26 protein-coding genes and 2 pseudogenes are annotated in these 26,081 nt (G+C 38.2%); 17 read left to right on the forward strand and 11 right to left on the reverse strand.

The window, feature by feature from the left end; translation table 11 throughout:
• Window positions 1-414 precede the first annotated feature (414 nt).
• The 3 genes from ACLIJJ_RS05775 to ACLIJJ_RS05785 form a co-directional block, all read right to left on the reverse strand.
• Entirely contained in the window at window positions 415-777 is a 363-nt protein-coding gene (locus ACLIJJ_RS05775; protein WP_233317302.1) for a YtxH domain-containing protein, read from the reverse strand.
• 122 nt (window positions 778-899) lie between these two features.
• Entirely contained in the window at window positions 900-1,979 is a 1,080-nt protein-coding gene (gene serC, locus ACLIJJ_RS05780; protein WP_233317301.1) for a 3-phosphoserine/phosphohydroxythreonine transaminase, read from the reverse strand.
• A 255-nt stretch (window positions 1,980-2,234) separates the two neighbouring features.
• Entirely contained in the window at window positions 2,235-2,654 is a 420-nt protein-coding gene (locus tag ACLIJJ_RS05785) for an HIT family protein (protein WP_233317300.1), read from the reverse strand.
• 615 nt (window positions 2,655-3,269) lie between these two features.
• On the opposite strand from ACLIJJ_RS05785, the gene ACLIJJ_RS05790 reads away from it, so the two are divergent.
• The 4 genes from ACLIJJ_RS05790 (at window position 3,270) to ACLIJJ_RS05805 (ending at window position 6,812) form a co-directional block, all read left to right on the forward strand.
• Window positions 3,270-4,010: an ABC transporter ATP-binding protein gene (locus ACLIJJ_RS05790; protein WP_237942239.1), complete on the forward strand. Its 741-nt coding sequence runs from the start codon at window positions 3,270-3,272 to the stop codon at window positions 4,008-4,010.
• Window positions 4,003-5,220 (forward strand): ABC transporter permease, encoded by a 1,218-nt coding sequence (locus ACLIJJ_RS05795; RefSeq protein ID WP_237940780.1) that lies wholly within the window; start codon window positions 4,003-4,005, stop codon window positions 5,218-5,220. The genes ACLIJJ_RS05790 and ACLIJJ_RS05795 overlap by 8 nt, the downstream gene beginning before the upstream one ends.
• Window positions 5,221-5,327: 107 nt before the next feature.
• Window positions 5,328-6,047 (forward strand): EcsC family protein, encoded by a 720-nt coding sequence (locus tag ACLIJJ_RS05800; protein ID WP_233317298.1) that lies wholly within the window; start codon window positions 5,328-5,330, stop codon window positions 6,045-6,047.
• Window positions 6,048-6,155: 108 nt separating this feature from the next.
• On the forward strand, window positions 6,156-6,812 hold the full coding sequence (locus tag ACLIJJ_RS05805) for a phosphatase PAP2 family protein (RefSeq protein ID WP_237940782.1): 657 nt from the start codon (window positions 6,156-6,158) through the stop codon (window positions 6,810-6,812).
• Between the two features lie 58 nt (window positions 6,813-6,870).
• Here the strand turns inward: ACLIJJ_RS05805 and ACLIJJ_RS05810 are convergent.
• The 3 genes and pseudogenes from ACLIJJ_RS05810 to ACLIJJ_RS05820 form a co-directional block, all read right to left on the reverse strand.
• Window positions 6,871-7,845, reverse strand: a pseudogene (locus tag ACLIJJ_RS05810) (hypothetical protein); the annotation flags it as partial.
• Window positions 7,846-7,854: 9 nt separating this feature from the next.
• Entirely contained in the window at window positions 7,855-9,291 is a 1,437-nt protein-coding gene (locus ACLIJJ_RS05815; RefSeq protein WP_237940887.1) for a recombinase family protein, read from the reverse strand.
• A gap of 157 nt (window positions 9,292-9,448) precedes the next feature.
• Window positions 9,449-9,871 carry a helix-turn-helix domain-containing protein gene (locus ACLIJJ_RS05820; protein WP_411229479.1) on the reverse strand — a complete coding sequence of 141 codons (423 nt, stop codon included), beginning with the start codon at window positions 9,869-9,871 and terminating at the stop codon, window positions 9,449-9,451.
• 442 nt (window positions 9,872-10,313) lie between these two features.
• On the opposite strand from ACLIJJ_RS05820, the gene ACLIJJ_RS05825 reads away from it, so the two are divergent.
• The 3 genes from ACLIJJ_RS05825 to ACLIJJ_RS05835 all read left to right on the forward strand — a co-directional run bounded on the left by ACLIJJ_RS05825 (window position 10,314) and on the right by ACLIJJ_RS05835 (window position 11,813).
• A complete protein-coding gene (locus ACLIJJ_RS05825) occupies window positions 10,314-10,436 on the forward strand; it encodes a hypothetical protein (RefSeq protein ID WP_267913438.1) in 123 nt (40 codons plus the stop codon).
• 15 nt (window positions 10,437-10,451) lie between these two features.
• Window positions 10,452-10,601, forward strand: coding sequence for a hypothetical protein (locus ACLIJJ_RS05830; RefSeq protein WP_233316634.1), 150 nt, complete (start codon window positions 10,452-10,454; stop codon window positions 10,599-10,601).
• Between the two features lie 351 nt (window positions 10,602-10,952).
• Window positions 10,953-11,813: an STAS domain-containing protein gene (locus tag ACLIJJ_RS05835; RefSeq protein WP_411229481.1), complete on the forward strand. Its 861-nt coding sequence runs from the start codon at window positions 10,953-10,955 to the stop codon at window positions 11,811-11,813.
• 110 nt (window positions 11,814-11,923) lie between these two features.
• On the opposite strand, the pseudogene ACLIJJ_RS05840 reads toward ACLIJJ_RS05835, so the two are convergent.
• Window positions 11,924-12,376, reverse strand: a pseudogene (locus ACLIJJ_RS05840) (hypothetical protein); the annotation flags it as partial.
• Between the two features lie 282 nt (window positions 12,377-12,658).
• Between ACLIJJ_RS05840 and liaF the strand changes: the two are divergent.
• From liaF to ACLIJJ_RS05855, 3 genes are read left to right on the forward strand one after another with little or no spacing between them, the layout of a single operon-like run.
• Window positions 12,659-13,456: a cell wall-active antibiotics response protein LiaF gene (gene liaF / locus ACLIJJ_RS05845; RefSeq protein ID WP_411229483.1), complete on the forward strand. Its 798-nt coding sequence runs from the start codon at window positions 12,659-12,661 to the stop codon at window positions 13,454-13,456.
• Between the two features lie 13 nt (window positions 13,457-13,469).
• Complete coding sequence (locus ACLIJJ_RS05850) at window positions 13,470-14,516, forward strand: sensor histidine kinase (RefSeq protein ID WP_341075209.1); 1,047 nt, start codon at window positions 13,470-13,472, stop codon at window positions 14,514-14,516.
• Window positions 14,513-15,151, forward strand: a complete 639-nt coding sequence (locus ACLIJJ_RS05855; protein WP_411410655.1) for a response regulator — start codon at window positions 14,513-14,515, stop codon at window positions 15,149-15,151. Before ACLIJJ_RS05850 ends, ACLIJJ_RS05855 begins: the two co-directional genes overlap by 4 nt.
• Here ACLIJJ_RS05855 and ACLIJJ_RS05860 read toward each other — a convergent pair.
• Window positions 15,148-15,666, reverse strand: a complete 519-nt coding sequence (locus ACLIJJ_RS05860; RefSeq protein ID WP_233316639.1) for an antibiotic biosynthesis monooxygenase family protein — start codon at window positions 15,664-15,666, stop codon at window positions 15,148-15,150. The genes ACLIJJ_RS05855 and ACLIJJ_RS05860 overlap by 4 nt on opposite strands.
• 130 nt (window positions 15,667-15,796) lie before the next feature.
• Entirely contained in the window at window positions 15,797-16,420 is a 624-nt protein-coding gene (locus tag ACLIJJ_RS05865; protein ID WP_233316640.1) for a spore coat protein, read from the reverse strand.
• Between the two features lie 390 nt (window positions 16,421-16,810).
• Between ACLIJJ_RS05865 and hemE the strand changes: the two genes are divergently transcribed.
• The 6 genes from hemE to ACLIJJ_RS05895 all read left to right on the forward strand — a co-directional run bounded on the left by hemE (window position 16,811) and on the right by ACLIJJ_RS05895 (window position 24,467).
• Window positions 16,811-17,854, forward strand: a complete 1,044-nt coding sequence (hemE, locus tag ACLIJJ_RS05870) for a uroporphyrinogen decarboxylase (RefSeq protein WP_233316641.1) — start codon at window positions 16,811-16,813, stop codon at window positions 17,852-17,854.
• Window positions 17,855-17,888: 34 nt separating this feature from the next.
• Entirely contained in the window at window positions 17,889-18,830 is a 942-nt protein-coding gene (gene hemH, locus ACLIJJ_RS05875) for a ferrochelatase (protein ID WP_411410656.1), read from the forward strand.
• A 174-nt stretch (window positions 18,831-19,004) separates the two neighbouring features.
• A complete protein-coding gene (locus ACLIJJ_RS05880; RefSeq protein ID WP_233316643.1) occupies window positions 19,005-19,580 on the forward strand; it encodes a TetR/AcrR family transcriptional regulator in 576 nt (191 codons plus the stop codon).
• 66 nt (window positions 19,581-19,646) lie between these two features.
• Complete coding sequence (locus tag ACLIJJ_RS05885) at window positions 19,647-21,854, forward strand: YhgE/Pip family protein (RefSeq protein WP_411410657.1); 2,208 nt, start codon at window positions 19,647-19,649, stop codon at window positions 21,852-21,854.
• 206 nt (window positions 21,855-22,060) lie between these two features.
• Window positions 22,061-23,050 (forward strand): lipoate--protein ligase, encoded by a 990-nt coding sequence (gene lplA / locus ACLIJJ_RS05890; RefSeq protein ID WP_233316645.1) that lies wholly within the window; start codon window positions 22,061-22,063, stop codon window positions 23,048-23,050.
• 139 nt (window positions 23,051-23,189) lie between these two features.
• On the forward strand, window positions 23,190-24,467 hold the full coding sequence (locus ACLIJJ_RS05895) for a M48 family metallopeptidase (protein WP_237940897.1): 1,278 nt from the start codon (window positions 23,190-23,192) through the stop codon (window positions 24,465-24,467).
• Between the two features lie 121 nt (window positions 24,468-24,588).
• On the opposite strand, the gene ACLIJJ_RS05900 is transcribed toward ACLIJJ_RS05895, so the two are convergent.
• Window positions 24,589-24,825: an IDEAL domain-containing protein gene (locus ACLIJJ_RS05900; RefSeq protein ID WP_233316647.1), complete on the reverse strand. Its 237-nt coding sequence runs from the start codon at window positions 24,823-24,825 to the stop codon at window positions 24,589-24,591.
• Between the two features lie 209 nt (window positions 24,826-25,034).
• Between ACLIJJ_RS05900 and ACLIJJ_RS05905 the strand changes: the two genes are divergently transcribed.
• Entirely contained in the window at window positions 25,035-25,532 is a 498-nt protein-coding gene (locus ACLIJJ_RS05905; RefSeq protein WP_411410658.1) for a competence protein ComK, read from the forward strand.
• A 38-nt stretch (window positions 25,533-25,570) separates the two neighbouring features.
• Here the strand turns inward: ACLIJJ_RS05905 and ACLIJJ_RS05910 are convergent, their stop codons facing one another.
• Complete coding sequence (locus ACLIJJ_RS05910; protein WP_233316649.1) at window positions 25,571-25,933, reverse strand: YhjD family protein; 363 nt, start codon at window positions 25,931-25,933, stop codon at window positions 25,571-25,573.
• Window positions 25,934-26,081: the final 148 nt, after the last annotated feature.

Raw genomic sequence — 26,081 nt, forward strand, 5'->3', positions numbered from 1 at the left:
AAAACGTTTTATTGTATAATTATTTCTAAAATTAAATAAAAATTCACCCTTTTTCTACCAGCATTATACACTGTAACTTTCTGGAGTGAAAGAAATATTAAGAAGACCGAACTGCTTGAAATCAAGGTTTTAAACATCAGATTTTAAAATCTGAAAAATAGTTTCATATTGAAATATTTCTATACTCTAAAAACAAATCGAGAAAGAATGAATAGAGAATAAGTTTTTTAAAAAGTCAGAATATGTACTTTGTTATACTTTTCTTACATGAATTTTTATATTTACTATACGCGTATATTTATTTTTCCAAATTTTAGATGTTTTTATGTAAGGAAATTTAACATTACTCAGGAGGAGATGAAGGGGTTTAGCACAAAGAGAGGTAAACTATGTTAGTTTTCCTCTCTTTGTGTGTTATTGTTGCTTTTTTAAGTCGTTTTCTAATTCAGTTACTGTTTGTTCAATTTGGTTTAGTTCGATTTTCAGCTGTTCTTGATGTGGTTGAATTTCTGTTTTCCATTGCTCGAGCGATTCTTTTATATCTTCCACGAAGGTGCCGATGACATTTTTCCCTTCTTTGCTGGCAGTAGCAATGCTGTCTTTAATTTCTATAAGGTCTTCTTTTAAATCTTTGAATTCCTTTAGAAATGCTTTGCTGTTGTCCACACATGCTTTTCTTGCCTCTTTACCCGAAACAGGGGTAGTGAATAAGGTTGCTGCTGCAGCTGCAAGCCCGCCAATGATAAATCCTGATAGAAATGTTTTTCCACTCATCATGTTCACCTCGTCTTTTTTTTCTAATTATAGCCTATTTTAGGTTAGGTTTGCATATATATGTCATTACCCATAGAAAGGCAAAAAAAACAGATAGGCGAAACCTATCTGTGTAAAGCCTTGTTTTAAGCGTTTTGCTGGAAGTCTTTCATAAATTGAGCTAAAGCCTCAACATGCTCTAATGGAACAGCGTTATAAATGGAAGCTCTGCAGCCGCCAACAGATCGATGGCCGTTCAGTCCCACAAATCCAGCAAGTTTAGCTTCATCCAGGAATTTTTTTGTCAGTTCATCAGATTGCAACGTGAACGTTACATTCATCTTAGAGCGGCTGTCTTTAACGGCATGGCCTTTGTAAAAACCTTCGCTGTTGTCAATGACATGATAAAGTGTTTCCGCTTTTTGGTTATTAATTGCTGCGATTCCTTCAATACCGCCTTGGTTTTCCGCCCACTTCAGCACAAGTGATAATAAATAAATAGCCAAAGTTGGAGGTGTATTGAATAAGGAGTTGCTGCTGGCATGTGTTTCATAGCTCAGCATCGTAGGAAGCTCTGGGTTCTTTTTAATGAGCTCCTTTTTTATGATAACAACTGTAACACCTGATGGTCCTAGATTTTTTTGTGCACCAGCATAAATGATATCGAAGTTTTTGATATCAAGTGGTGTACTCAAAATATCGCTGGACATATCAGCAATCAATGGAACCTTCAACCCAGTCGGGAATTTATGCCATTGAGTTCCGTATATAGTATTATTCGTTGTAATATGAAGATATGCCGCATTCTCAGGAACTTCTATTTCTGCTGGATCAGGAATATACGTATAGTTATCATCTTTGCTTGAAACTGCAGTCTCTGTTTTTCCTACTTTTGCAGCTTCTTTAAGTGCTTTCTCCGCCCAGACGCCAGTAAGTGCATAATAACCTGTTTTATCATCTGCCAGAAGATTCATTGGCACCATAGTAAACTGCAGGCTTGCACCACCTTGGAGGAAGAGAATTTCATAATCATCCGGTATAGAAAGCAGGGATGCAAGCAGAGATTTTGCTTCATTATGGACTGCTTCATAGTCTTTGCTGCGATGGCTGAGCTCCATTATGGACATGCCTGTGTTGTTGAAATCCATCCAGCTTTTTTGTGCCTCCTGCAATACCCATTCTGGCAATGCTGCAGGACCAGCATTAAAGTTATACGCGCGTTTCATGTTTTTTCCTCCTTGTGCTTTTACTACGATTTTGATTGGAAGTTTACCCTTATACTATCAAATTGTGAAGATTTGTACAGATAAAAAAAGCAGCCTTAAAGCGAATTTCACTGCTTCAAAGCTGCTGTTGTTACATTACGAAAATAATATATGTGTTGGAATACTCGAAAATCCAATGTGTAAATCATTGATAACGATTTCATGAAGCTATTGGATAATAGCTTTTTTATGTAGAAATTTTTAAAAATTTTCTGTTTACAGCTTTTCTTTAATGTCATTTGCAATTTGGGAAAGCTGTTCATCAGAATATGCGTCGAAGTTCGTTTTCCAAACGGCTCCAAAGCCATCGCCTTTTCCGTAGCGGGGAATAAGGTGCATATGATAATGGAATACAGATTGACCTGCTTTTTCACCATTATTATTAAGTGTATTCAGCCCTACCGGCTCAAAAGCTGCTTTTAATCCGTTTGCGATAGAAGGGACAACTTCAAATAAGTTTTTAGCAATTTCAGGCGTTAATTCATAAAGATCTTTTACATGCGTTTTCGGAATAACTAAAGTATGGCCCTTTGTTACTTGGCTGATATCTAAAAATGCAACAACATGCTCGTTTTCGAATACTTTTTTGGCAGGAATTTCCCCTGCAACAATCTTGCAGAAAATACAATCACTCATTAACAATTTCTCCTTTTCCTGTTCATTTTTCTATTTATTTTATCATAGAGAGGAAATTCTAAAAACAAAAAACAGAGACAGGATCAAGAGATCCTGCCTCGTTGAAGAGGAACTTCTTATTGCGCTCGATTAAAGGTCATTCTCTTTGATAAACACCTCATTTAATAATGAATTGTTTTCTATGAGAAAAATCGATCATTGTTCAAACGAACCATCCCCTTAAATTAGGTCTTTATATGCGTTAACGTATAAAGAATAGATGACAGTCTGCGACACCACACCTCATTCCGTAATGGAATTTTTAACTACTTGGATAAGCAACTATTGGTGTATTGATCTTCTGGTATACTTAACAAATAATGCAAGCTAACCATCCCCTTGTTTTGAACGAATGGAAGTTTCAGTTGATTATTTAATCTAAATAATCTTTTGCAAACACCTCATTTTTATTATTGAATTGGTTCAACAATATTTTAGTGGTGCCCCTCTTCAATAATTAGAATGTCCGTTATGGAGATATATATACACAAAAAAATAAAAAGCCAAGGAAAAATTTCAAATTAACGCTGTTTGTTGATAAACTATAGGTAATACATAAGTGGAGGTACGTTATTGATGACGCTTTTGGAAGTGAAGAATTTAACGGGGGGTTATACCCGTAACCCGGTTTTAAAAGATATTTCCTTTTCGATTGCTTCAAATGAGATTGTTGGCCTGATTGGATTAAACGGGGCGGGAAAGAGCACGACAATACGCCATATAATCGGGTTAATGGAGCCGCATAAAGGAGAAATAAAAATAAATGGCAGCAGTTTTGAAAGTGACAAGGATGCTTACCGCAAGCAGTTTACATTTGTTCCAGAAACACCGATTTTATATGATGAGCTGACATTAGAGGAGCATTTAAGAATGACGGCGATGGCATATGGTATCTCGGAAGAGCAATATAAAGCAAGAATGCCAAAGCTTCTTAAAGAATTCCGAATGGAAAAAAGATTAAAATGGTTTCCAGCTCACTTTTCCAAAGGGATGAAACAGAAGGTGATGATTATGTGTGCCTTCCTAGTTCAGCCTTCTTTATATATCGTCGATGAGCCCTTCGTTGGACTTGATCCTCTTGGAATTCAATCGCTCCTTGACATGATGAAGCGAATGAAGGAAGAAGGAGCAGGCATCCTTATGTCGACACATATCCTTGCCACAGCGGAGCGATATTGCGACAGAATCATCATTCTTCATGAAGGCAAAATTAAATGTGCCGGGACAATGGAGGAGCTAAAGCAGGAATTCCAAATGCCAAATGCAACCCTGGATGATATATATATCCGGCTGACAAAGGAAGAGAGCCATGATTGAATTCAGTGAGAAGCAGCTGTGGAGAGACAGGTTAAGCTCTACAGTGAAGGAATATGTTCGCTATTTACGCTATATTTTAAATGGGCATCTAGTTCTAGTCCTTGTATTTTTATTAGGGGCGGGTTCTTATTATTATCAAGAGTGGCTTAAAGGGATTTCTAAAGGTTTTCCGGCTGCGATAATCATGAGCCTGTTGCTCGCATTACTCGTAACAAAAAGCCCAATTTATACGTTTTTAAAGGATGCTGACAGAATCTTTCTGATTCCTGTCGAGTCAAGAATGAGGAAATACTTTATCAACTGCATGCTGGTCAGCTTTATTTTCCAAGTTTATATCCTTTTAATGGGTCTTGGCATTTTAATGCCGCTGTATGCCAGTGTGAACGATGGGCAGTTTAATCGTTTTTGGTATTTCTTCCTTATTTTAAGTATTGTAAAAGGTGTAAACTTACTAATACGCTGGCAAGTTCAGCATTTTGTTAATGCGAGTCATCATACAACAGACACACTTATCCGTTTTTGCATAAATTTAGTTATCTTGTTTTTGCTTTTCTCTAATGCCTCGCCTCTGTTTGTGCTGGCTGTCCTTGTAATCCCTGTTCTACTGCTTGTCTATTATCAGAAGGCAACAAAACATATGGGTATTAAATGGGAATATTTAATCGCACAAGATGAAAAGCGTATGGCTGGTTTTTACCAGTTGGCAAATATGTTCACAGATGTGCCTCATCTGCGTAACCGAATTAAGAGAAGGAAGCTTTTAGATGTTTTCGTATCCAAAATAAGCTATAAGCAAGAGCTTGTATTCAGCCATCTGTATTGGCGGACCTTCTTCCGTTCAGGTGATTATTTAGGTCTGTCCGTCAGGCTAACAGTTATAGGCGGAATTGCGTTGTTTTTCCTTTCCTTTGGAATGGGACAAGTGTTGCTTGCGGTCTTGTTCTTATATTTGACAGGTCTTCAGCTTATGCCATTGTGGAACGCCTATCAAGATAAGTTATGGATCAGTCTTTATCCGCTGTCCATTGATATGCGTAAATCTTCCTTTAAAAAGACAATCAGCACTGTTCTTTACTTGCAAGGGATTATATTGTCAGCTGTTGTAGCATTAAAGGGAGATTTCACGGCAGGTCTTATGACGCTTATCGCAAGTGTTGTTTTCACCTTTGTCTTTGTCTCTCTCTATATGAATAAAAAACTTCAGGCATGATGTCTGCTTTAAAAACTCCAGCTAGGAGTTTTTTTTTTGCGAAGTTTACGGCATAGGGAACAATTAAATGAATAATACGTATGTATAGGTTAAAGGGAGTGAAACAGATGAAGGACTATGAAAGCAATGTCAGACAAGAAGTAAAGGACTGGAAAAGACGTATTCTAAAAAGACCTACCATGCTTAATCGAGTATCTAAAAAGGCACAGACCAAAATGAATGGTTATATTCCTCAAAAGGTTCATCAAGTCATAACGGAAGCAATTAAGCAGATGATAACAGGCACACTTGCCGGCACAAATAAAATAACGAAGAAACCATCGTCCTCTGAAAGAACATTAAAAGCATTGGATGAAGAGATGGACAAAAAAATCACTCAGTTTCAAAAAGCAGCAGCAGTAGAAGGAGCGGGAACTGGAGCAGGTGGTATTCTTGTCGGATTGGCTGATTTTCCGCTGCTGTTAGCAATAAAGATGAAATTCTTAATGGAGTCAGCATCATTGTATGGACATGATCCAGAGGAGTATGAAGAAAGAGTGTTTTCGCTGTATGTCTTTCAACTTGCCTTTTCTAGTGAAGACAGAAAACAGGAATTAATAGAAATTATTGAAAATTGGGATGCAAAGAAGGAAGAAGTGCTAAAGCTAAATTGGCAGGAGCTTCAGCAAGAATACAGAGATTATATCGATTTCGTGAAGATGCTGCAGTTAGTTCCAGTAATTGGTGCTGCTGTTGGAGCAGTGGCTAATTATAATCTTTTGGAACAGCTTGGGGAAACGGCAAAAAACTGCTACAGAATTAGGCATTTTAACAAAAATCACGAGTGATACCCTCATATTGGGAGGAAGCAAAATTACCTGTAAACCATATTTCCACGAAAAGAAAGATTTGATAAAATAGGCAATAAAAAGCAATCTTTACTTACGGAGGAAAAAATGACCATCAGGAAATCGAAAACAGCTTTGGCTTTAGTGGCATTATCATTGTTTATTTTTATTTATTTTGTTTCTGTAATAGCAAAAGGAAAAGACCTGTTTTTTGATGGAAGCATCCAAAAGACTATAATGGATTTATTCCCTGAAGGCACTCATTCTTTCTTTGAATTTATCTCAGCATTTGGTGATAAAATAGGCATTGGTGCAATCGCGATAATTGTTCTAGTATGGCTATGGATAAGAAAAAAGGATTATTTAGGAATGGCAGCCTTTGTGCTTAGCGTTGGTCTTGGCAATGAATTCAACAAAATCGTTAAAGACGCAATCGCCCGCCCGAGACCGCATTTTCATGATATTGCCGACGCAGACAGCATGAGCTTTCCAAGCGGCCATGCAATGGTTGGCTTTGTCTTATATATGTTTATCGCCTACCTAATCGCAAGGAAATTAAAAGGAAGCACACAAAAATGGCTAGTTACCGCTGCCGCCTTTCTGTTTATCCTGCTGATAGGAGTAAGCAGAGTAGTCCTCGGCGCCCACTTTCCATCCGATGTAATCGGCGGCTACGCATTAGGGCTAATTTGGCTGTATTTGTGGATTGCTCTTTATGAAGTGCTACAGGTAAAACTTACTAAGCGAGTAAAGATAAGAACATAATTTTTTAGCTTCTTACAAGCAGAAGCTCCATCTATCCTTCACATAGATGGAGCTTTTTTTATATCAGTATTATGGCCACAATCGTCGTAACGAATAAGCCGACAGCAACGGGGATAAGATTCCGTCTTGCAAGCTCGAACGGATCGACGTTACAGATGGCAGCAGCGGGGATTAGGGCCCAGGGAACTAGGGTACCTCCGCCAACCCAAATCGCTGCAATCTGCCCAAGCGCTGTCAAAGTGCTAATACCAGTGCCAATCGCGTGGGCAAATAAGCCGGCAATGGAACCTGCAAGGGAAATGCCTGAGAAGCCGGAGCCGTCCAGACCTGTGATGACACCTACTGCTGTTAAAGTAATGGCGCCTATTTCTTTTGTAAGTGGAACGGTTGAGGCTAATGCGACACCAAGGTCATTGACGAGTCCTAGTGAGGAATCGGGAAGATGGTCGCCGACGATTGAAGTGAACCCAGAGTCGCCGAGATAGAAAAATGCGGCGATTGGAATAACAGGACCAAACACTTTAAAGCCAAACTGGAACCCTTCAATTAAGTAGCTTGTTGTTTTTTCAAGTCCTTTGTTTTTATAGCTGACAAGGGTAATAAGAACAAGGATAAAAATAGACGTTCCACCTACCAAGGCTGTAGCATCACCGCCTTGGAGATTGAGTATATACATTGCAACAACATCAAGCACAAAGAGAATGGGGATTAGAATGGAGAAAAAACGTTTTTGTGTTTTGGACAGTAAATAGCTCTCTTTTTTTGGAAGGATTGTTGTCTCAGAGCTGGTAACGCCTGTTTTATGTGTAAGCTTGCCGCTTTTTATATCTCTTTTTATTAAGAAAAATGCAGTGAGTGTTGTCACAAGCCCCATGACTATGACAAGGGGAATGCTTGCTTGCATGACAGATTCGACAGAAATGCCTGCTGCGTCTGCTGTCAGCTTTGGTGCTGCTTGAATGACATAGTCACCGGATAAGGCAATGCCATGACCGAACAGGTTCATTGCCATTGCAACTGGTATAGCCATCAAAGAGTCCTTTTAGTTAAGCTTGAAGTGTTTAATAATGATAGAGGGAGTTTTGCCGGGAGCTCTGCGGTAGTTGGCAGGCACATCTATTGTTATCGTTTGGAACAGGTCATTTATAAAGCTTTTCTTTTCAAAATCACTCGCTGTCACCCACATTTGAGGGAGGTTACTAAATAGAGATAGAACAGAGTGATAATCTAATGGAGCATATTCCTCCACCATGCTGTTAAGTTCTTCAGAAAGTAATGCTTCTTTCTTCGTATCCTCTTGAGTCATTTCTAGATACTCTTCTTGCGAAATAACGTTATTGCCTAATGCCATCAACCAGTTTTTTTTGCGAGTCCTTATGGCAGCCAGGTCTTTTTTAAATGTATCTATCATTTGTGATTGGTCGTGTGGTTGTTCAATAGGGTAATTTTTTAAATCTTCTTGTGAAAATTGTAGATAACGTTCTGAATCATCTGCTGACAGGTTGTGGAATAACTCAGTTGTTAGTACTTTTTCTGTAATCATTGGGAGATTGCAATTGCCGCCGTTCTTTTTAGTAATACATATATAATGCTTGCTACCACGGGATTTTTTTGTGTATCCAGATAAGGAACTGCCACATCTTGCACATCGTAACACTCCAGAGAAATGAAAGGGAGAAGTAGCTTTTTTTCCTTCTTTTGCTCTTTGCTGCCTGTACCGTTGAGCAAGATTGAATGTAGTCTCATCAATAATGGCTGGATGCTTAACATCATCAGAAATAATCACATCTAAATCGGAATTATTTCCCCATCTAAGCTTACCCATGTACACAGGGTTATCTATCATTTTTCCTATAGTTCGTATGTCCTTTTTAATTCCTAAGTGCTGGAGATATAAGGAGATGTTACGCATGCCATTACCACTATTATAAAGTCTGAAAATATCCTTTACGAAGCAAGCTTCTTTCTCGTTAATAACAAGCTCTCCATTTTGATAGCTATATCCAAAAGGGGCTTTCCCGCCATTACGTTCGCCTAATAAAGCTTTTTTGGTCATATTAACAACTACACGTTCTGATATTGTTTCACGTTCCCACTGTGCGATGGCAGCCACTAATGTTATTAAGAAGCGGCCAATTGCTGTGGTTGTGTCGAACGGTTCTGTTACCGACCTAATCGCAATATTATTCTCATCAAAAAGTTGAAGAAGATCATCTAAATCTCTAACAGATCGGACAAGACGGTCAAGCTTGTAAAAGACGACCACATTAAATTTATGCTCCTTTGCATCTGAAATTAATCGCTGAATTTCCGGGCGGTTTAAGTTCTTTGCACTAACACCTTCTTCTACAAAAATATCGTATAATTCCCATCTTTGTGACTTGATAAAGTTAATACCATGATCCTTCTGTGATGCAATACTGTAGCCGTCTCGAAATTGCTCGTCTTTGGATACTCGAGTGTACAATGCTGCTTTCATTGGTGATTTCCTCCTTCTTTTCAGCGCATTTTTTCACTTGAAAAGATAAAAAACATGCTTATCATTAATTTAATATATGATGGCAGCTTATTTAGTATGGCTGGTGCTGTAAATGGTTTAGGGAATATCACCGTAAAATAAAAATAGCACCTGGAAGCTAAATCGTCCCAGGTGCGTTATTACTTTCTACTTTACGCTCTTTCGCAAGTTTTACAATCATTTTAAAGTGTTCTTCCACTATTTTTACATCTTGCGGAGATAGAATTTTCCATTGTTCTATGTCAAAAAGTCTCATTTGCTCAAAGCCATATTGTTTTATTAATTTGTTTATTTCATTTAAAGAATAATTATTTTCAGCTGTAAAACTTTTTGTATTATCGGATCTGCCATGAAGATAATCGGTAGATACTTCGTAAAAGTCAGCTAATTTAGTTAGTATTTCTGAGTCAGGTTCCCGATTACCTGATTCATATCCGGACAGAGTATTATTTTTCACGCCAATTTTTTCAGCAACAAACTTTTGTGATAAACCACTCTTTTCTCTTAGCAAACGCAATCTTTTTCCCATTATCTCACCCATGGCCAACCCTCCTTTAGTATCAATATTAGACTAATTTTTTAAAAACGTAGTGAAAATTCACAAAAAGAGAAATATAATATTTATATTCGCAAAGTGAGAAAAATATAGGGTGTATTAAGTTTGCATAACGCGAAGAGGAGGTATGGAAGACTATCACAAAAGAGCTAGAATAGTAAGAATGAACAATATATAAGTTATGAAAGCAGAGAAGTTTCGAATGGAAGAACCCAATGAAATTTACCATTATGGAAAAGGGAACGAAAATTCTATAATAATTTTGTATTGTCCCTGAGTATTTCAGTGGTAAAGTTCGCGAAATGAGAAAAGTCGATAATTATTAAAGCTCTATTATTTTGTCCAATAATACGAACTTTATTACTAAGATTGCTTCCTAACATAATAGACAGCCTGTTGCTCATAAAATGTAAGCGGAGGCGATCTTATGATAAAAGTTCCGGCAGAAAAATTAGCAGCCGCAGTAAATAAACATCTGCTGCCAGGCGTCATTCGAAGTCTTTCGAAAAAACAAAGTATGAAGAAGGATGATGGCCAAAAAGGTTCGTAAAATGGAGGCACATGCATGAGTAAAGATAGATTATGTTTAAACGAAGGATGTAAAAAGAAACCTGACCTTTATGGATACTTTTGCAGCATCGAGTGTGAAATAGAGTATACAGACCAGCTCAATAAACGAAATAGTGAAGAGCCGCCAAAAAAAGAGGTTACATAACCTCTTTTTTACAGTGCTAAGATATATTAATTGTAAGCAAACATAAATATAAAAGGTTAGGCATCCTTTTAAGGGTGCTTTTTGGTGTGAATTTTAATGTTTGATGGATTATTAGGTCTTTAGAAGGGTATGTGAATTATTAGTTTGTAATGGAGCAATAGGAAATAACGAGTTAATAAGTCTATCTAAAGAAAATCTGCAATTATATGTGAGAATAATTCTTTACTTTAAAAAACTTTACTCATCATGAAAGGATGATGTACTAGCCGTGAGTTATAATAAATGATTTAATATAAATCCCGTGGTAATTAAATAACTAATAAAAATATACTAAATATTAGGGAGCAGTAAATGGATATTTTTGAATATAATAATAATTTGAAAATTTTTAAGAATTTTGATGAGGCAGCTTCTACTATTCTTAAAATGATGAGTAAATTTATAGATATTAATACACTATTTATCGCAAAAAATGATAATCAATCAAACGAAATTGTGAAAGTTTTAAACAAAGATAATATTTTATTGGAAGAAGGGGAAACCACCCCTTTTAATGAAACTTTTTGCAAGTTAAGTGTAGATTATGGTCGTAAAATTCTTGTGATTAGAGATATTACGAAAAGTGATGTAACTAAATCATTAGCGGTTACAAAAAAATTAGGAAGCGGCTGTTTTATTGGTATTCCAATTTATACAGGAGATGGAGAAAATTACGGAACAATATGTGGGTTAGATACTAAAAACTTTAAATTTGAAAATGAACATATCGAGCTGTTTGAGACAATGGCATCGTTGTTATCCTATGTACTTGATTTGGATAATGCAAACAAGCAAATACAACAATTATCTGCACCATTTGTCCCTTTAACGAAAGGTGTAGCCATACTGCCGATTATTGGCTTAATACGGGAAGAAACAGCAGAAAATATCATTTTGTTAGCTTTAACGAAAAGTCAGCAGCTTTCGTTGGAATATTTAATAATAGATTTATCAGGTATTAGTCAAATTAATAATTTGGAAAGCAGCTATTTACTAAAAATTGTGGATCTTTTAGGGCTGATTGGTGTCAACCCAATACTAACTGGTTTGAGTCCTGATATAGCTTTAAAAGCAACGAAAACAAATATCAACTTCCAAAATATACCGATTGAAGCTAATCTTGAGCGAGCATTAAAGAAAATAGGCTTCACATTAAAAAAAATGGAAGGTTAGCTATATATATAAACTTAAACACTAGACAGCCTTTAAGTTGTTAGACGTCAAATCTAATGATTTAGGGGTGTTTTTTTATATAAAATCCGCTGCTTTAAGCACCTTTTGTTGGCCATCGCAACTGCAATCGCAGGAAGACCTACTCTGACAGCAACAGGAAGAAGAACAGCCCCAATCAGTGCGACTGCAGGTGACGGCCAGAAGAAAAAGGAAATAATCATCATAAGTAAGCCGATGACCCAGTAGGCTAAACTGGGGGTTCGTATCCATTTTGCAAACGGTGAAATCATCACATCATTTATTCCGGTTTTGGTGAGGATTTTACTCATAGCGACAATGATGGAGATGACGGCTATGGTTGGTAGCAATTCTGTTATGGCATAAATGAAACTATTAAATATCGTGCTGATAGAGCCGCTTAAAGAACCTGTAGCAGTAAGTGCCAATAAAAAAATTCCAACAATGCACACGATTGTAGTGTCTCTTCTCATTATCATGAAGCCTATAATGAATAGAATAAATAAAACGTAAATCCAATGAAGTGCTGTTAATTCTATACCCATTGACGAAGACTCCCTTCTAATCCGACATGAAGCTTAGGCAAATGACTAAGACCGGATTTAATTACAGATTATGAAGGAGGATAGGATTGGGTGATTAGAGAATCATTTTCTTTTATAGGAAGGAAATGGTATCTCTAAAATCTCCTACTCTAGTTGGAGAAAAAAACGCCGCAGGATTGAACAATTAAAGAGAGATTAGTAGTACAATAATGCTATTGACTGGAAAAATTTCTTAAAAACTAGCAGTCATTTGCTAGTTTCAATATAGAAGGTAGGGTACATATGGGGAAATCTTTAGCACAAATCATGTTTTCATTCTGCTTGCTTGTTGTCGGCATAGTCCTTCTTCTTGTTAACCTTGGTGTCATTTCCTTGGAAATAAAACGGCTTTTTGTCGTATTATACCCATTTCTGCTGCTTGTTTACGGAGTTGTATTGTTAATCAGCGGTATAAGAAAAAGAGCGACTAATACTTTTCTGGCCATTTTCATCCTTGTTTTTGCCGGGTTATTATGCCTTGACCGGCTGCACTTATTTACATTTGCTTTTATGGACTTTTGGAAGCTGTGGCCGCTTATAATGATCATTGCTGCTTTAAGTATGATGTTTAAGAAGTCAAAATTTCTTGTTGTCACTAATGTAAATTGGGCGAAAGAGGATAAGGTTTTCGGAAAACCATCAATCCATATCAAGCAAAAGCCGGAAGGAAAGAAAAAAAGAGCTTTTTCTCTAGTAGGAGACGTCAAAATCAATACAGAAAATTGGCCTGCTGAGCCGATGACAATGCATAATACAATCGGTAATTACTTTATTGATTTCAGCAAGGCATATATACCAGATAAAGAAACACATATAGAAATCAGCGGATGGATAGGCGATGTTAAGATTATTATTCCTGATAATCTGCCAGTGCGGATTGAAGGGGAAGTGAAAATCGGTGACTTACAAATCTTTGAGCAAAGCAAGGATGGCTTAGGAAATAAACTAGTCTACAAGTCTCCTGATTATGATGAGGCTGTTAGAAAACTCAGCTTGCATATTTATTTAAATATCGGCGATGTAACAGTAAAGAAAGTGTAGAGGTGCTAATCTGATGTGGAGAGAAAGAAAAGGTTTTCTGTACGGGCAGTTTTACAGCTATTTTATGACTAGTGTTATTAGTTCTTTGCTGCTGTTTATTGGTATGCAGCTCTATTTATTTTTAAACCCGCAAGCTCCGTTTTCTACGACCGTTATACTGCTTATATTCGCGTGCAGTTTCACCTTTACTACTGCAGTCGGCATTTATTTCTCTATTAAAGCAAACAGCATCATTAATAAAGAGTGTGCAAATATCCTACTGTTTGTGTCAGCATTAAGCAGAGGAAAGTATACGGAAAGGATAGCGGCTGAAGAAAACGGTATGCCAGAAGATATAAGGGGTGAACTTAACCGATTGGCAGTTCATATGAGTGAACAAGCAAATTCTCTGCAACGCCTTGCTGATGAAAAAATAAACTTGGCACAGACTGCTCATAACGCTGCCGTCATGGAGGAAAGACAGCGGTTAGCAAGGGATCTTCATGATGTAGTCAGCCAGCAGTTGTTTGCACTAAACATGATGTCATCAGCTGCCTTCAAAGTTTTTGATTCTAATCCGGCGCTTGCTAAGAAACAGCTGGAGGAAATCATCGGAATTGCGGGCAAGGCACAAGGGGAGATGCGGGCATTATTGCTGCACTTACGGCCGATTGAACTTAGCAATGACAGCTTATGTGACGGTATTATAAAGCTGATACAAGAGCTGAAGGGAAAAACGAGCTTACAGTTTGCAGCAAGCATTGATGAAATAGATGATTTGTCGACTGCCGGGCAGGAGCATCTCTTTCGCATAGTGCAGGAGGCGCTGTCAAATGTGCTGCGCCATTCCCATGCAAGCAAGGTGCAAATTATCTTGGAAGACAAAAGCAACTACGCTTACTTACATATTAGTGATAATGGACATGGATTTGATCTTTCTGTAGAAAAAATCACTTCCTATGGTTTGAAAACTATGCGTGAAAGATGTGAAGAAATCGGCGGTGTCATGGAAATACGATCTAAAGTTGGGAGCGGGACATATATTGACATTCGTGTTCCTTTAAAAGGGGGGAAAGCATGATTAAGGTAGCTGTAGTAGATGATCATGATATAGTAAGAAAAGGTTTGATTTCGTATTTGCAGACAGAAAAGGATATAGAGCTTGTCTTTGAAGCGACTGGCGGACAGGAAGCAGTCAAGCTTGCAGTGATGAAAAAGCCGGATGTCGTTTTGATGGATTTATTAATGGAAAAAGGAAATGGAATTGAAGCGACAAAAGGGATACTGAAGGAATATCCTGGCTGCAAAATAATCATTATTACAAGCTATTATGATGAGGCACAAGTTATTCCAGCCATTGAAGCAGGGGCGTTCAGTTATCTTTTAAAAACAGCAAGTGCTCATGAGATTGTCCAGGCAATTCGTAAAGCAGTTGCCGGAGAAACAGTTATTGAACCGAAAGTAGCAAGTGTTATGCTGAAAAAGCTGCGGCCGAGTGAAAAGAAACAGCATGATGATTTAACAGAGCGGGAGCTTGAGGTGCTGATGTGTCTTGGAGAAGGAATGACAAACCAAGAAATCAGTGAGGAGCTTTACATTGGGGTTAAAACCGTGAAAACACATGTAAGCAATATTCTTGCAAAACTAAATGTATCCGACAGAACACAGGCAGCTGTTTATGCTAACAGGAATGGAGTTATCAAAAAAAGGAGCTAAACTGCTCCTTTTTCGGCAATCGTAAGCTCGAGCAAATAGGCCTTGCCGTTGAACATAGTATGCTGGAGGATTCCGCCGTTTGTCGGATCGCCTGTGATAGGTGAATCAGGATTCTGGTGTTTCTGCTTCCAGACGATAAAGTCACGTCTTTCTGCCCAAAGTGACAGGATGATATAGGTATCTCCTTTTACAGGGCGCAGCAACCGGTATGCACTTATTTGCTGTCCCATTTGTTCTAATGACCGCTTCATATTCTGCTCAAATAATGGCTTATGCTCATCTGTGACAGGAATATGATTCATAACGGCAAATCTTTTCCCGGAAAAATCTCCGTTGCTTCCTGCTGTCTCATATTTTCTCGGGGCAGCAAAGATAGACGATGACAAAGTTTCATGCACTAATAAAGCGCTGTCACTGCCTAGTACCTGCATCGCAATCAGAGATTGTTGATCAATTTTGGCAGCGTATTTCTTTACTAAAAAATCATACGTCCCGCTTGCTAAATAAATATTCATGGCAGCCTCCTTCGTGAGTTTCCTTTTGAAAAGTGCGTTTTCATGCTTCAAGGATACTATACTTCGCATGTTAAAGAAACAAAAAAGCAAGGGCTGTTTGCTTGTAGTTGCAAACAGCCTTGTCTTCGTATTATTGGTACAGTTGGTTGCTTTGGCCTGCAGTTGGATTTTGGTTCATCATATACCCGTTCATTTGCTGGTCTGTTTCTGGGACAAGCAAGTACATTGATCCCATTTTTTGAACAGCCATTTCATCTGCTGGTTCTAATACATAATAGCCCTTTTTAACCATATACTGCCACATGTCATAGGCATGGGAGCAGCTCATCATGAAAGCTGTCTGGCAAAAAGAGCGTATTTCTGGATTTGCCATTTCCATTGCATTCCAAGCATATTCTCTGCCGGCACGCTTTAAAGTAAGCAGGTAGGCAGTGGCCATTTCTCTGTCATTCATATTCTCTACAAGCGTTCTCGGCTGAACAGGAGGAGCTTGCGGGGCAATCATTTCTGTAAATTGATTCATCTTCGCTTCTTCCTTTAATAAAGGAAGCTCCTTCGTTGCACCTTCTCTTTTATTGAGGAATTCAACCTTCATATTATAATCGCGAATATGAAGCGGGAAATGCCTTTGCAGGATGGATTTAAACTCTGGATCTTGGACATGCTGCAGCATATATCCCATATTTGTAATGCTGTTGACACAGCTCAATGTTAATTCATTCAATGCATTTGCTTCATGTGCGGCTATTCTCATTTGTAAGCTCCCTTGGAATTTAATTGTATTGGTGTAATACTTTTTTATAATGGCTGACTAAAAAAGAAATATACGCAAAATTTACTTGGTGGCGTTTGGGTTAAAAGCGAAATGGGAATAAGATAGAAGATGTAAATTAGTCTATTTTGTGACAATTTATCAAGTTTTGTATACAACGATAGTGAAAAAGTTATATATTTAATTTATACATCCAAAAGTACTGTAGATTAAAAGGAAATAGTGAGTGTCTGTAAAAAGACATTCTTTTTTATTGCTTTTTTATTTATAAATATTATAATCTAATAATGATTACATTTAAATTATTTTTGAATTTATGATTTATATATTACAATGGAAAACATAAGCAATGGAAAGGTGGACATATTAAGAATGAGCAAGGAATTGAAAGATACATTCATTAAGGCGGCAAAAGGGGAAAAAACGGACTTCGTACCTGTCTGGTATATGCGTCAAGCTGGGCGTTCCCAACCAGAATACAGAGCGATTAAAGAAAAGTATTCTCTTTTTGAAATAACCCATCAGCCAGAACTTTGTGCATATGTTACAAAGCTGCCTGTCGATCAGTACAATGTCGATGCGGCGGTACTATACAAGGATATTATGACACCTCTTCCTGCAATCGGCGTTGATGTGGAGATTAAATCAGGTATTGGCCCTGTTATTGATAATCCTATTATATCAATGGAAGACGTAGCAAAGCTCGGTGTGTTAAACCCTGAGCAAGATATTAAATATGTGCTGGACACAATTAAATTATTGACAGAAGAGCAGCTGGATGTACCGTTAATCGGCTTTTCAGGAGCGCCATTTACACTTGCCAGCTATATGATTGAAGGCGGACCTTCAAAAAACTATCATAAAACAAAAGCTTTTATGTACTCACAGCCAGAGGCTTGGGCTTTATTGATGGAAAAGCTGGGAAGCATGGTCGTTACATATGCAAAATCCCAGATAAATGCAGGAGCAAGTGCTATTCAAATTTTTGATTCATGGGTAGGTGCACTGAATGTAGCGGATTACCGTACTTTCATTAAGCCAGTCATGGAAAAGATATTTACTGATTTAAGAAGCGAAAACACACCGCTTATTATGCACGGTGTTGGTGCTAGCCATCTTGCCCTTGAATGGAACAGCCTCCCGTTAGATGTTGTAGGGCTTGATTGGCGACTGCCTATTAAAGAAGCGCGGGACTTAGGAGTGACGAAAGCAGTTCAAGGCAATCTTGACCCAGCGGTACTACTGGCACCTTGGAATGTCATTGAAGAGAGAGTGAAGGAAATACTGGATCAAGGCATGCAGCAGGACGGATTTATCTTTAATCTCGGTCATGGTGTATTCCCGGAAGTAGACCCGGCTGTCTTGAAAAAACTGACAAGCTTTGTGCATGAGTATTCAGCTGCAAAAAAAGCCTAATAGACAATCAAACTATAGAAATGAGTGATAATAAATGAGCAGAAAAAAAATGGGGCTGTTAGTAATGGCCTACGGAACTCCATATAAAGAAGAAGATATCGAAAGATACTATACACATATTAGACATGGCAGAAGACCAACTGATGAGATGTTGGAAGACTTGAGAAGCCGCTATGAAGCAATAGGTGGAATTTCTCCGCTGGCAAAAATTACGCAGGAGCAGGCTGAACGACTCGAAGCCCATCTTAATTCCATTCAAGAAGATATTGAATTTAAGATGTACATCGGTTTGAAGCATATTGAACCATTTGTCGAAGATGCTGTTAAAAGCATGCATGCTGACGGAATCACGGAAGCGGTAAGTATTGTATTAGCACCACATTTCTCCACATTCAGCATTAAGTCATATAACGGCAGAGCGAAACAAGCAGCCGAAGAGCTTGGCGGGTTAACTATTCACAGTGTTGAAAGCTGGTATGATGAGCCGAAGTTCATCGAGTATTGGTCTAAAAAGGTTCAGGAGACTTTCAGCAAAATGTCAGAAGAAGAAAGAAGCAAAGCTGCTTTAATTGTTTCAGCGCACAGCTTGCCTGAAAAGATTCTTCAATACGGTGATCCTTATCCAGATCAATTGAAAGAAACAGCTGATTTGATTGCAAAATCTGCTGGTGTTTCTAATTATTATATCGGCTGGCAAAGTGCTGGTAACACACCAGACCCTTGGCTTGGCCCAGATGTTCAAGATTTAACAAGAGATCTTTATGAAAAACATGGATATAAAGCATTTGTTTATACGCCAGTCGGTTTTGTGGCAGACCACCTTGAAGTGCTTTATGATAATGACTATGAGTGCCTTGTTGTTACAAAAGATATCGGTGCGTCTTACTACAGACCAGAAATGCCGAATGCACAGCCTGAATTTATTGATGCGCTGGCAACGGTTGTTTTAAACAGCTTGTCTGTTCACTCTAAATAAGTAATTTTTTAGCGGCTGATATTTTTCTTAGAAAAATTCAGCCGCTTCTTGTTGCACTAGTTTTTTTGATATGTTATATTCATAACTGTACTAAATGACCAAATTTCTCATTTGGTCATTTTTAGTTTTTAATAGAAATACAGACTTATTTTTCATGACTTGAGGTGAAGCATTTTGGCTATGGATCGGAAGAAGATGATACTGGAAGCTGCTGCGAAGTCCTTTTCTATGTTTGGCTATAAAGCAACAACGATGGACCAAGTGGCGAAAATAGCAAATGTCGGCAAAGGAACTATTTATACGTTTTTCAAAAATAAGGAACAGCTTTTTGATGAGATTATCACAGGGCTTATTTTGGAAATGAAGGCAGAGGCAGACGCCTCCTTTGATCCAGGTTCTAGCTTTATGGACAATGTTCATCGGACACTAATTCGGATGCTTGAATACAGAAAAGAGCATCAGCTTACGATAAAGTTGTTTGAAGAGCAAAAGGAAATGGGAACATTAGAAGTGAAGGAAGTACTTAACCGCCTGGAAAACGCTATTCTTAGCTATATGAAGGGACATGTACAAGAAGCTATCAGCAAAGGAGAAATACAGCCTTGTGACCCTGAGCTGACTTCATTTATTATCTTTAAAATGTATATCTCCTTAATTTTTGATTGGGAAAAAAACCATCCCCCCCTTCAGTCAGAGGAGATCGCCTTAACTGTTGAAAGGTCCTTATTAAAGGGATTGTCTACTAGATAGTCCTCTTTTTTTAGAAATAAAAATGACCAAATGAACAAAACGGTCAGTAAAATGGAGTGGTTTTCAATGAAACAAAATTTATTAAAAGCAGAGCTGACCTCAATATTCAAAAATCGGATGAAGCTTATTTCCATCTTGGCCATTATATTTATTCCGATATTATATGCAGGAATTTATCTATGGGCGTTTTGGGATCCATATGGACATTTAGAGAAGCTCCCAGTTGCTGTCGTTAATGAGGACAGCGGTGCAGAAATGAATGATGAAAAACTGGAGGTCGGCAAAGATTTAGTCGACAACCTGAAGGACAGCAAGGATTTCGACTTTCAGTTTGTAGATAAAGAGGAAGGTTACAAAGGGTTAGAAAATCAGAAATATTATATGCTGATTGAAATACCAAAGGATTTCTCTGAAAATGCAACGACATTGCTTGATGATAATCCGAAAAAATTGGATTTAAAATATGTCTCTAATCCAGGTTTTAATTTTATCTCCTCCCAAATCGGCAATTCAGCTGTTGAAAAGATAAAGGAGGGTGTCGGCAAGGAAGTAACAGAGACATATGCTGAATCTGTTTTTGAAAATATAAGCAAAATGGCATCAGGGCTTGAAGATGCGAGCACTGGAGCAAAGGACCTTAGTGACGGAACAGATAAGGTCAATAAAGGTACACAGGAAGTTTATAAGAATTTGCAAACACTTGCCGAGAAATCGGTTGAATTTACAGATGGAATCAATACAGCCAATTCTGGAGCAAAGGAGCTTCTGACTGGAGCAGAAAGCCTTTCAGATGGATTAGGTCAGCTGCAAGACAGCCATAAAGAGCTCGCTGATGCAGCAGCTAAGCTGCAAGGCGGAGACCAATCGATTTTAAATGGTATCACTTCAACAAAAGAAGGAGCGGAAAAGCTACAAAGCAGCATCCCTTCGTTAATAGCAGGAACAGATGAGTTGAAAACAGGCGCAAACTCTCTTACTTCAGGACTGCAGGAGTGGAGCAGCAACTCTGAAAAGTTAGCTGACGGAGCCTTGCAAGTAAATGAAGGAGCAAAACAAGTGCAGGAAACAGTAAATTCCATCCTGCCAATGCTTGACGGGTTGCCTGAGGATAAGAAGCAAGAAGTTCAGGCAGCACTTCAAAGTCTTGTAGACGGCAGTGGCCAAATTGCGACAAACACGCAAGCTCTTCAGCAAGGAGCAGATAAATTGGCTCAAGGAGGACAAAGCTTATCTGCCGGCTTGAATCAGTTAAGTGACGGAGAACAGCAGCTTCAAGCTGGAGCTCAGCAGCTTGCAGATGGAACTGCACAGCTGGAGGATGGCTCTAAACAGCAGGTTGCAGGCCAGGAGCAGTTTATTGCAGGCATGAACCAATACTCTACAGAGTTTTCTAAAGCTGCAAGTGGTTCTAATGAACTTGTGACAGGAGTTAATTCATTGCTGACAGGTATGAATCAATTGTCTTCAGGTTCTAGTGCTTTATCTGAAGGGACTAGTAAGCTAGAATCCGGATCGAAGGATCTTGCAGATGGAACTGCTTCCTTATCAACAGGCAGCAAGGAGCTGTCAGATAAGCTGGCAGATGGTGCTGATGATGCAAGCTCTATCCACTCTGATGATAAGACGTATGATATGATGGCAGAACCAGTTACTGTGTCAGATGAAAAAGTTTCAGATGTTCCTAACTACGGAACAGGATTGGCTCCTTATTTCATCTCATTAGGATTATTTGTTGGTGCATTAATGCTTTCTATCGTGTTCTCATTCAATGAGCCGGAAGGAGTTCCTAAAAACGGACTGCGCTGGTTCTTAAGTAAAGCGGTCATTCTTGCTGGGGTGGGAATTCTGCAGGCACTTGTAGCTTCATTTGTGCTGCTTAAGGTGCTTGGAATGGAAGTGCAGAGCATCCCATTATTTATTCTGTTTACGGTTATTGCGAGTCTCGTATTCTTTTCTATCATTCAGTTCTTTGTGACAATTTTGGGGAATCCAGGACGTTTCATCGTTGTCCTTCTTTTGATTTTCCAATTGACAACAAGCGGCGGAACATTCCCTTTAGAGCTTATACCTGATTTTATGCAGCATATCCATGCATTGCTGCCAATGTCTTATTCAGTATCAGGCTTAAGGGCGGTCATTTCGACAGGAGACTTCGACTTTATGTGGCATAATGCGAGGATTTTGGCAATGTACCCAATCTTCTTTATTGCTGGTACGCTTCTATACTTCATAGTTGCTCATAAACGCCAGTTTGCAGAGACTGCAGCAGAATAAACCTGTGAGTTAAGGCCGGGCAAGGAGCCCGGCCTTTTCTTTGAGTTAGATAGTAGGTTTTAGATTCCTGACTTTACCACAAGAAAAAAGGATACAAATAAAGTGCTAATTCGACGAATTTTAGTTATAGTATAAAGGGGCTAGTTTATTCTTTTAATAGAAGATATGCTATATTTAATCAGAATAACGGAAAAGAGGGTGTACATATGCTGTTTATTGATAATAAGGGCATTACAGATCCGCGCATTAACTTGGCGATTGAAGAATATGCGCTGAAAAATCTCGATATTAATGAAACATACCTATTATTTTATATAAATGAACCATCTATCATCATCGGCAAAAACCAGAACACAATTGAAGAAATTAACACAGAATATGTCGAGTCAAACGGAATTCACGTAGTCAGAAGGCTTTCTGGCGGCGGGGCTGTTTACCATGATAAAGGTAATTTGAACTTCAGCTTTATCACAAAGGATGACGGTGACAGTTTTCATAATTTCCGCAAATTTACAGAGCCTGTTGTCAAGGCACTGCAAAGCATGGGTGTTGATGCTGAGTTAAGCGGCCGCAATGATTTGCTGGCAGAAGGCAGAAAGATTTCTGGGAATGCCCAATTCTCCACAAAAGGGAGAATGTTCAGTCATGGCACCCTGTTGTTCGATTCAGAAATGGATCATATTGTTTCTGCATTAAAAGTTAGAAAAGATAAAATCGAATCAAAAGGGATTAAATCTGTCAGAAGCCGTGTTGCTAATATTACAGAATTCCTGAGAGAGAAAATGGAAATTGAAGAATTTAAACGCCTTATCTTGGCTTACCTGTTTGAAGGGGAAGAAAATATCCAGGAATACGTTCTAACAGAAAAAGATTGGGAAAACATCCATGCTCTTTCAAAGGAACGTTACCAAAACTGGGATTGGAATTATGGAAAATCACCAAAGTTCAATTTGCAGCATTCCCATCGTTTCCCTGTTGGACAAGTTGATGTCCGCTTTGATGTCGCAAAAGGAATCATTAAAAACTGTAAAATATATGGTGATTTCTTTGGAGTCGGCGATGTTTCTGACATTGAGAACAAGCTGATTGGTTTGCGCTATGACCGCAGTGAACTAGAAAAGGCTCTTGAGGAAACATCAATCAAGCATTATTTCGGCAATATCACGAAGGAAGACTTCCTTCATTTAATATATTAATCCGCTGTACTGGGTTTATTAGCCCAGTGCTTTTTTTGTTTAGCGGTGTTGTTTAGTCCATTTAAAACTTCTTGTTCTAAATGTCGTCTTTTAGTCTTATTAATAGTAACAAGGGTTGTACAAGGCAAGGAGGGGAATAATGGCAAGAAAAATAGGTTTTTACTCAGTATTATTATTCATCATGTACGGCTTATTTTTTTATTGGTATTTGTTTTATTTCGCAGATTCAAAGCTCCCTTTTGAATACCAAGGATCCGCCGCAGATCCATCCACCTTTCTGAATAGCAGAGAGCTGGGATTAAGTGAGGAATATTCTAAACTAAAGAACTTTTTATTCTTTATTTCCACTCCCTTTGAATGGCTGATCTATCTGTTTATTCTGCTGTTTGGCTTCTCAAAAGCCTTCCGCAAATGGGGAGAGGAGTCAGGAAAATATAAAATCATCCAAAAAGCGATTTATTTGTTTTGGCTCCATTTAATGGCTTATGCAGTTTCCTTTCCTTTAAGCTATTTGGGCTATAAGCTTTCACGAGATTATCATATTTCCACACAAAGCTTTCCTTCGTGGATGAAAGACGAGCTGATAGATTTTTGGGTCAATTATGCAACTGTTTTTGTTATTTTTACCGTCCTGTATTGGCTGATGAGCAAAAGCAAAAAGCGCTGGTGGCTTTATGCGTGGCTGCTGTCTGTCCCATTCACATTGTTTATGACATTTATCCAGCCAGTCATCATTGACCCGCTGTATAACAACTTTACTGCCTTAAGTGATGAGAAGCTGGAGGAGAAAATCCTCGCATTGGCTAAAGAGTCCAACATCCCTGCAGAGCATGTGTTTGAGGTGAATATGTCAGACAAAACCAATGCCTTAAATGCCTATGTAACGGGAATTGGCAGTAATTCGAGAATCGTACTTTGGGATACTACACTTCAGGAACTAAAAGACAATGAGATTCTGTTTGTCATGGCCCATGAAATGGCACATTATGTTGAAAAGCATATTTACTTTGGAATCGGTTTGTCTCTTGTGCTGTCATTTTTCGGCCTTTATCTCATTTACAGGCTGATGAACCTAATTATTAATAGGTGCGGTCCTGCTCTAAAAGTTTCTAAGGTTGAGGATATTCAATCCTTCCCTTTAGTCCTACTGCTTATTTCGATGCTGCTGTTTATTGCAAATCCGTTTGCTAATGTTGTTTCGAGATATGAGGAGAAGAGGGCAGACAATTATGCAGTTGCTTTAACGGAAGATCCTGAAGCAGGAATAACAACCTTTCAAAAGCTTGCAAAAACCGGCCTCAGCGAAGTTAATCCGCCATTGCTTGTTAAAGTATTTCGCTACAGCCATCCAACGATGCTTGAAAGAATATCTGCCTTGGAAGAGAAGAGTATTTTAATCAAGAACAATACTGACTAGGCAAAAAAAAACGCTTATCTCTAATGAAGGGATAGCGTTTTTTTTATATGAGTAAAATCACAAAAAAAGGCATCTATCAGGAATGCTTAACAAGTCCTAAATAGATGCCCTACTGCGGAATTTAATTATCGAAGCGCTTACATAAATCCGTATATTGTTTGCTCAGCCGAATAAATTCAGCTTCATTTCGTTCGTCTATGGCGTGATCAATTTGAGTCATTAAACTGGCTTTCTCTAAATTCCATTGAATTTCAGTAAGAAGCATGTCGATGTAAAGTTCTTTCACATAAGTCTCTTTCGCTTTGTGTCTATTCATAGCACTTAACTTAGTTAACTCTGTGTACGACTTTTCATTCATTGGACTCACCCCTGATGCCTTTTTAATATTATATGGCAAAAATAAGAAAATATCAATAAAATAATTTAAAAATTTTGAAAACAAAGCGGATTTTTGAACTATTTAAGACGATTCGCTAACCGCTTACATTTCTAGGAATTGACATGCTATAATGCAACCGATGTAAGTTAATACAGCAGTGCTCTAATTACCAGAAAGGAGAAACAATAATGGCTGAAAAACGGAAAAATATCGACCTGTATGAAGTGAATTATCACACGCTTGCAATCCTGCCTGAATTACAGAAGAATGGCGAAGTTTATTCTAAAATATATGAAGGAGCCAGTATTTATATGTGCAAACTAGCGCCAGGTAAAATAATTAAGCGAAGCTGTGAGTATTTCGGATGCACATATGAGGGGAAACGAAAGGGTACGAGGGCATTGATGAATTATCAGCATAAATTGCCGATATCCATTGATTCGAAAAGCACTATTTATGCATTTCCCACTCATTCTCCTTCAAACCATGCATGCATGTGGTTTTTTCTTCATCATATTTCAGACAGAGTAGTAGAGGGAGAAGGTAAAACGACTGTTATATTCCGCAATGACCGAAGACTGTCTATCGATGTATCTTTCCATACCTTCAATAACCAAATATTAAGAACAAATTTGCTGCAAACAAAAATCCGCCACAATCAGGAAGACAGTGAAAATCCGTTGTAAAGTATGTAAACCCTGTAATAAGACAAGTTAAACTGCTCTCATCCGGTATGCCGCTTGTACAGATAATATTCCAATAGCTCTTGGACACGATTGCGAAGCCTTGGGTTGAAATAGTTATGATATTCTTCGTAACCATTGTATAGGAATAAATACATCGTGAAGGCTTCATCCCTTTTTACCTCTTCCACCTTCATCTTATGCTTTTGCATATATTCCTTTGTTTCCCGAAGTTCTGTATGAATTGTCTTCATCGTAATTTCCACAAGGTCAATATAAGGCTGCTTTAGTTTAAAACTGCTCTGCTTGATTGTCAGGAGGTCGCGGTTTAGAACGGTTAACAGCATGGGAAGATAAATGGCTTGCTCCATAATATATCTATCCTTCTCCGGTATGCGCGTCATAGTCAATCTTCTCCTTGAAATCTTTATAAGAACAAATGTTCTATTTAGATAGTACAATATTTGCCTGATCCTTTCAAGCTGTGTAAAATAAAAAATCCTGCAGCTCTTTTTTTGGCCTTCGCTTATTTTCTTTCAAAAAAGAAATTAA

Source organism: Niallia laureatilytica, from assembly GCF_046613985.1.
Lineage (GTDB): Bacteria > Bacillota > Bacilli > Bacillales > Cytobacillaceae > Niallia.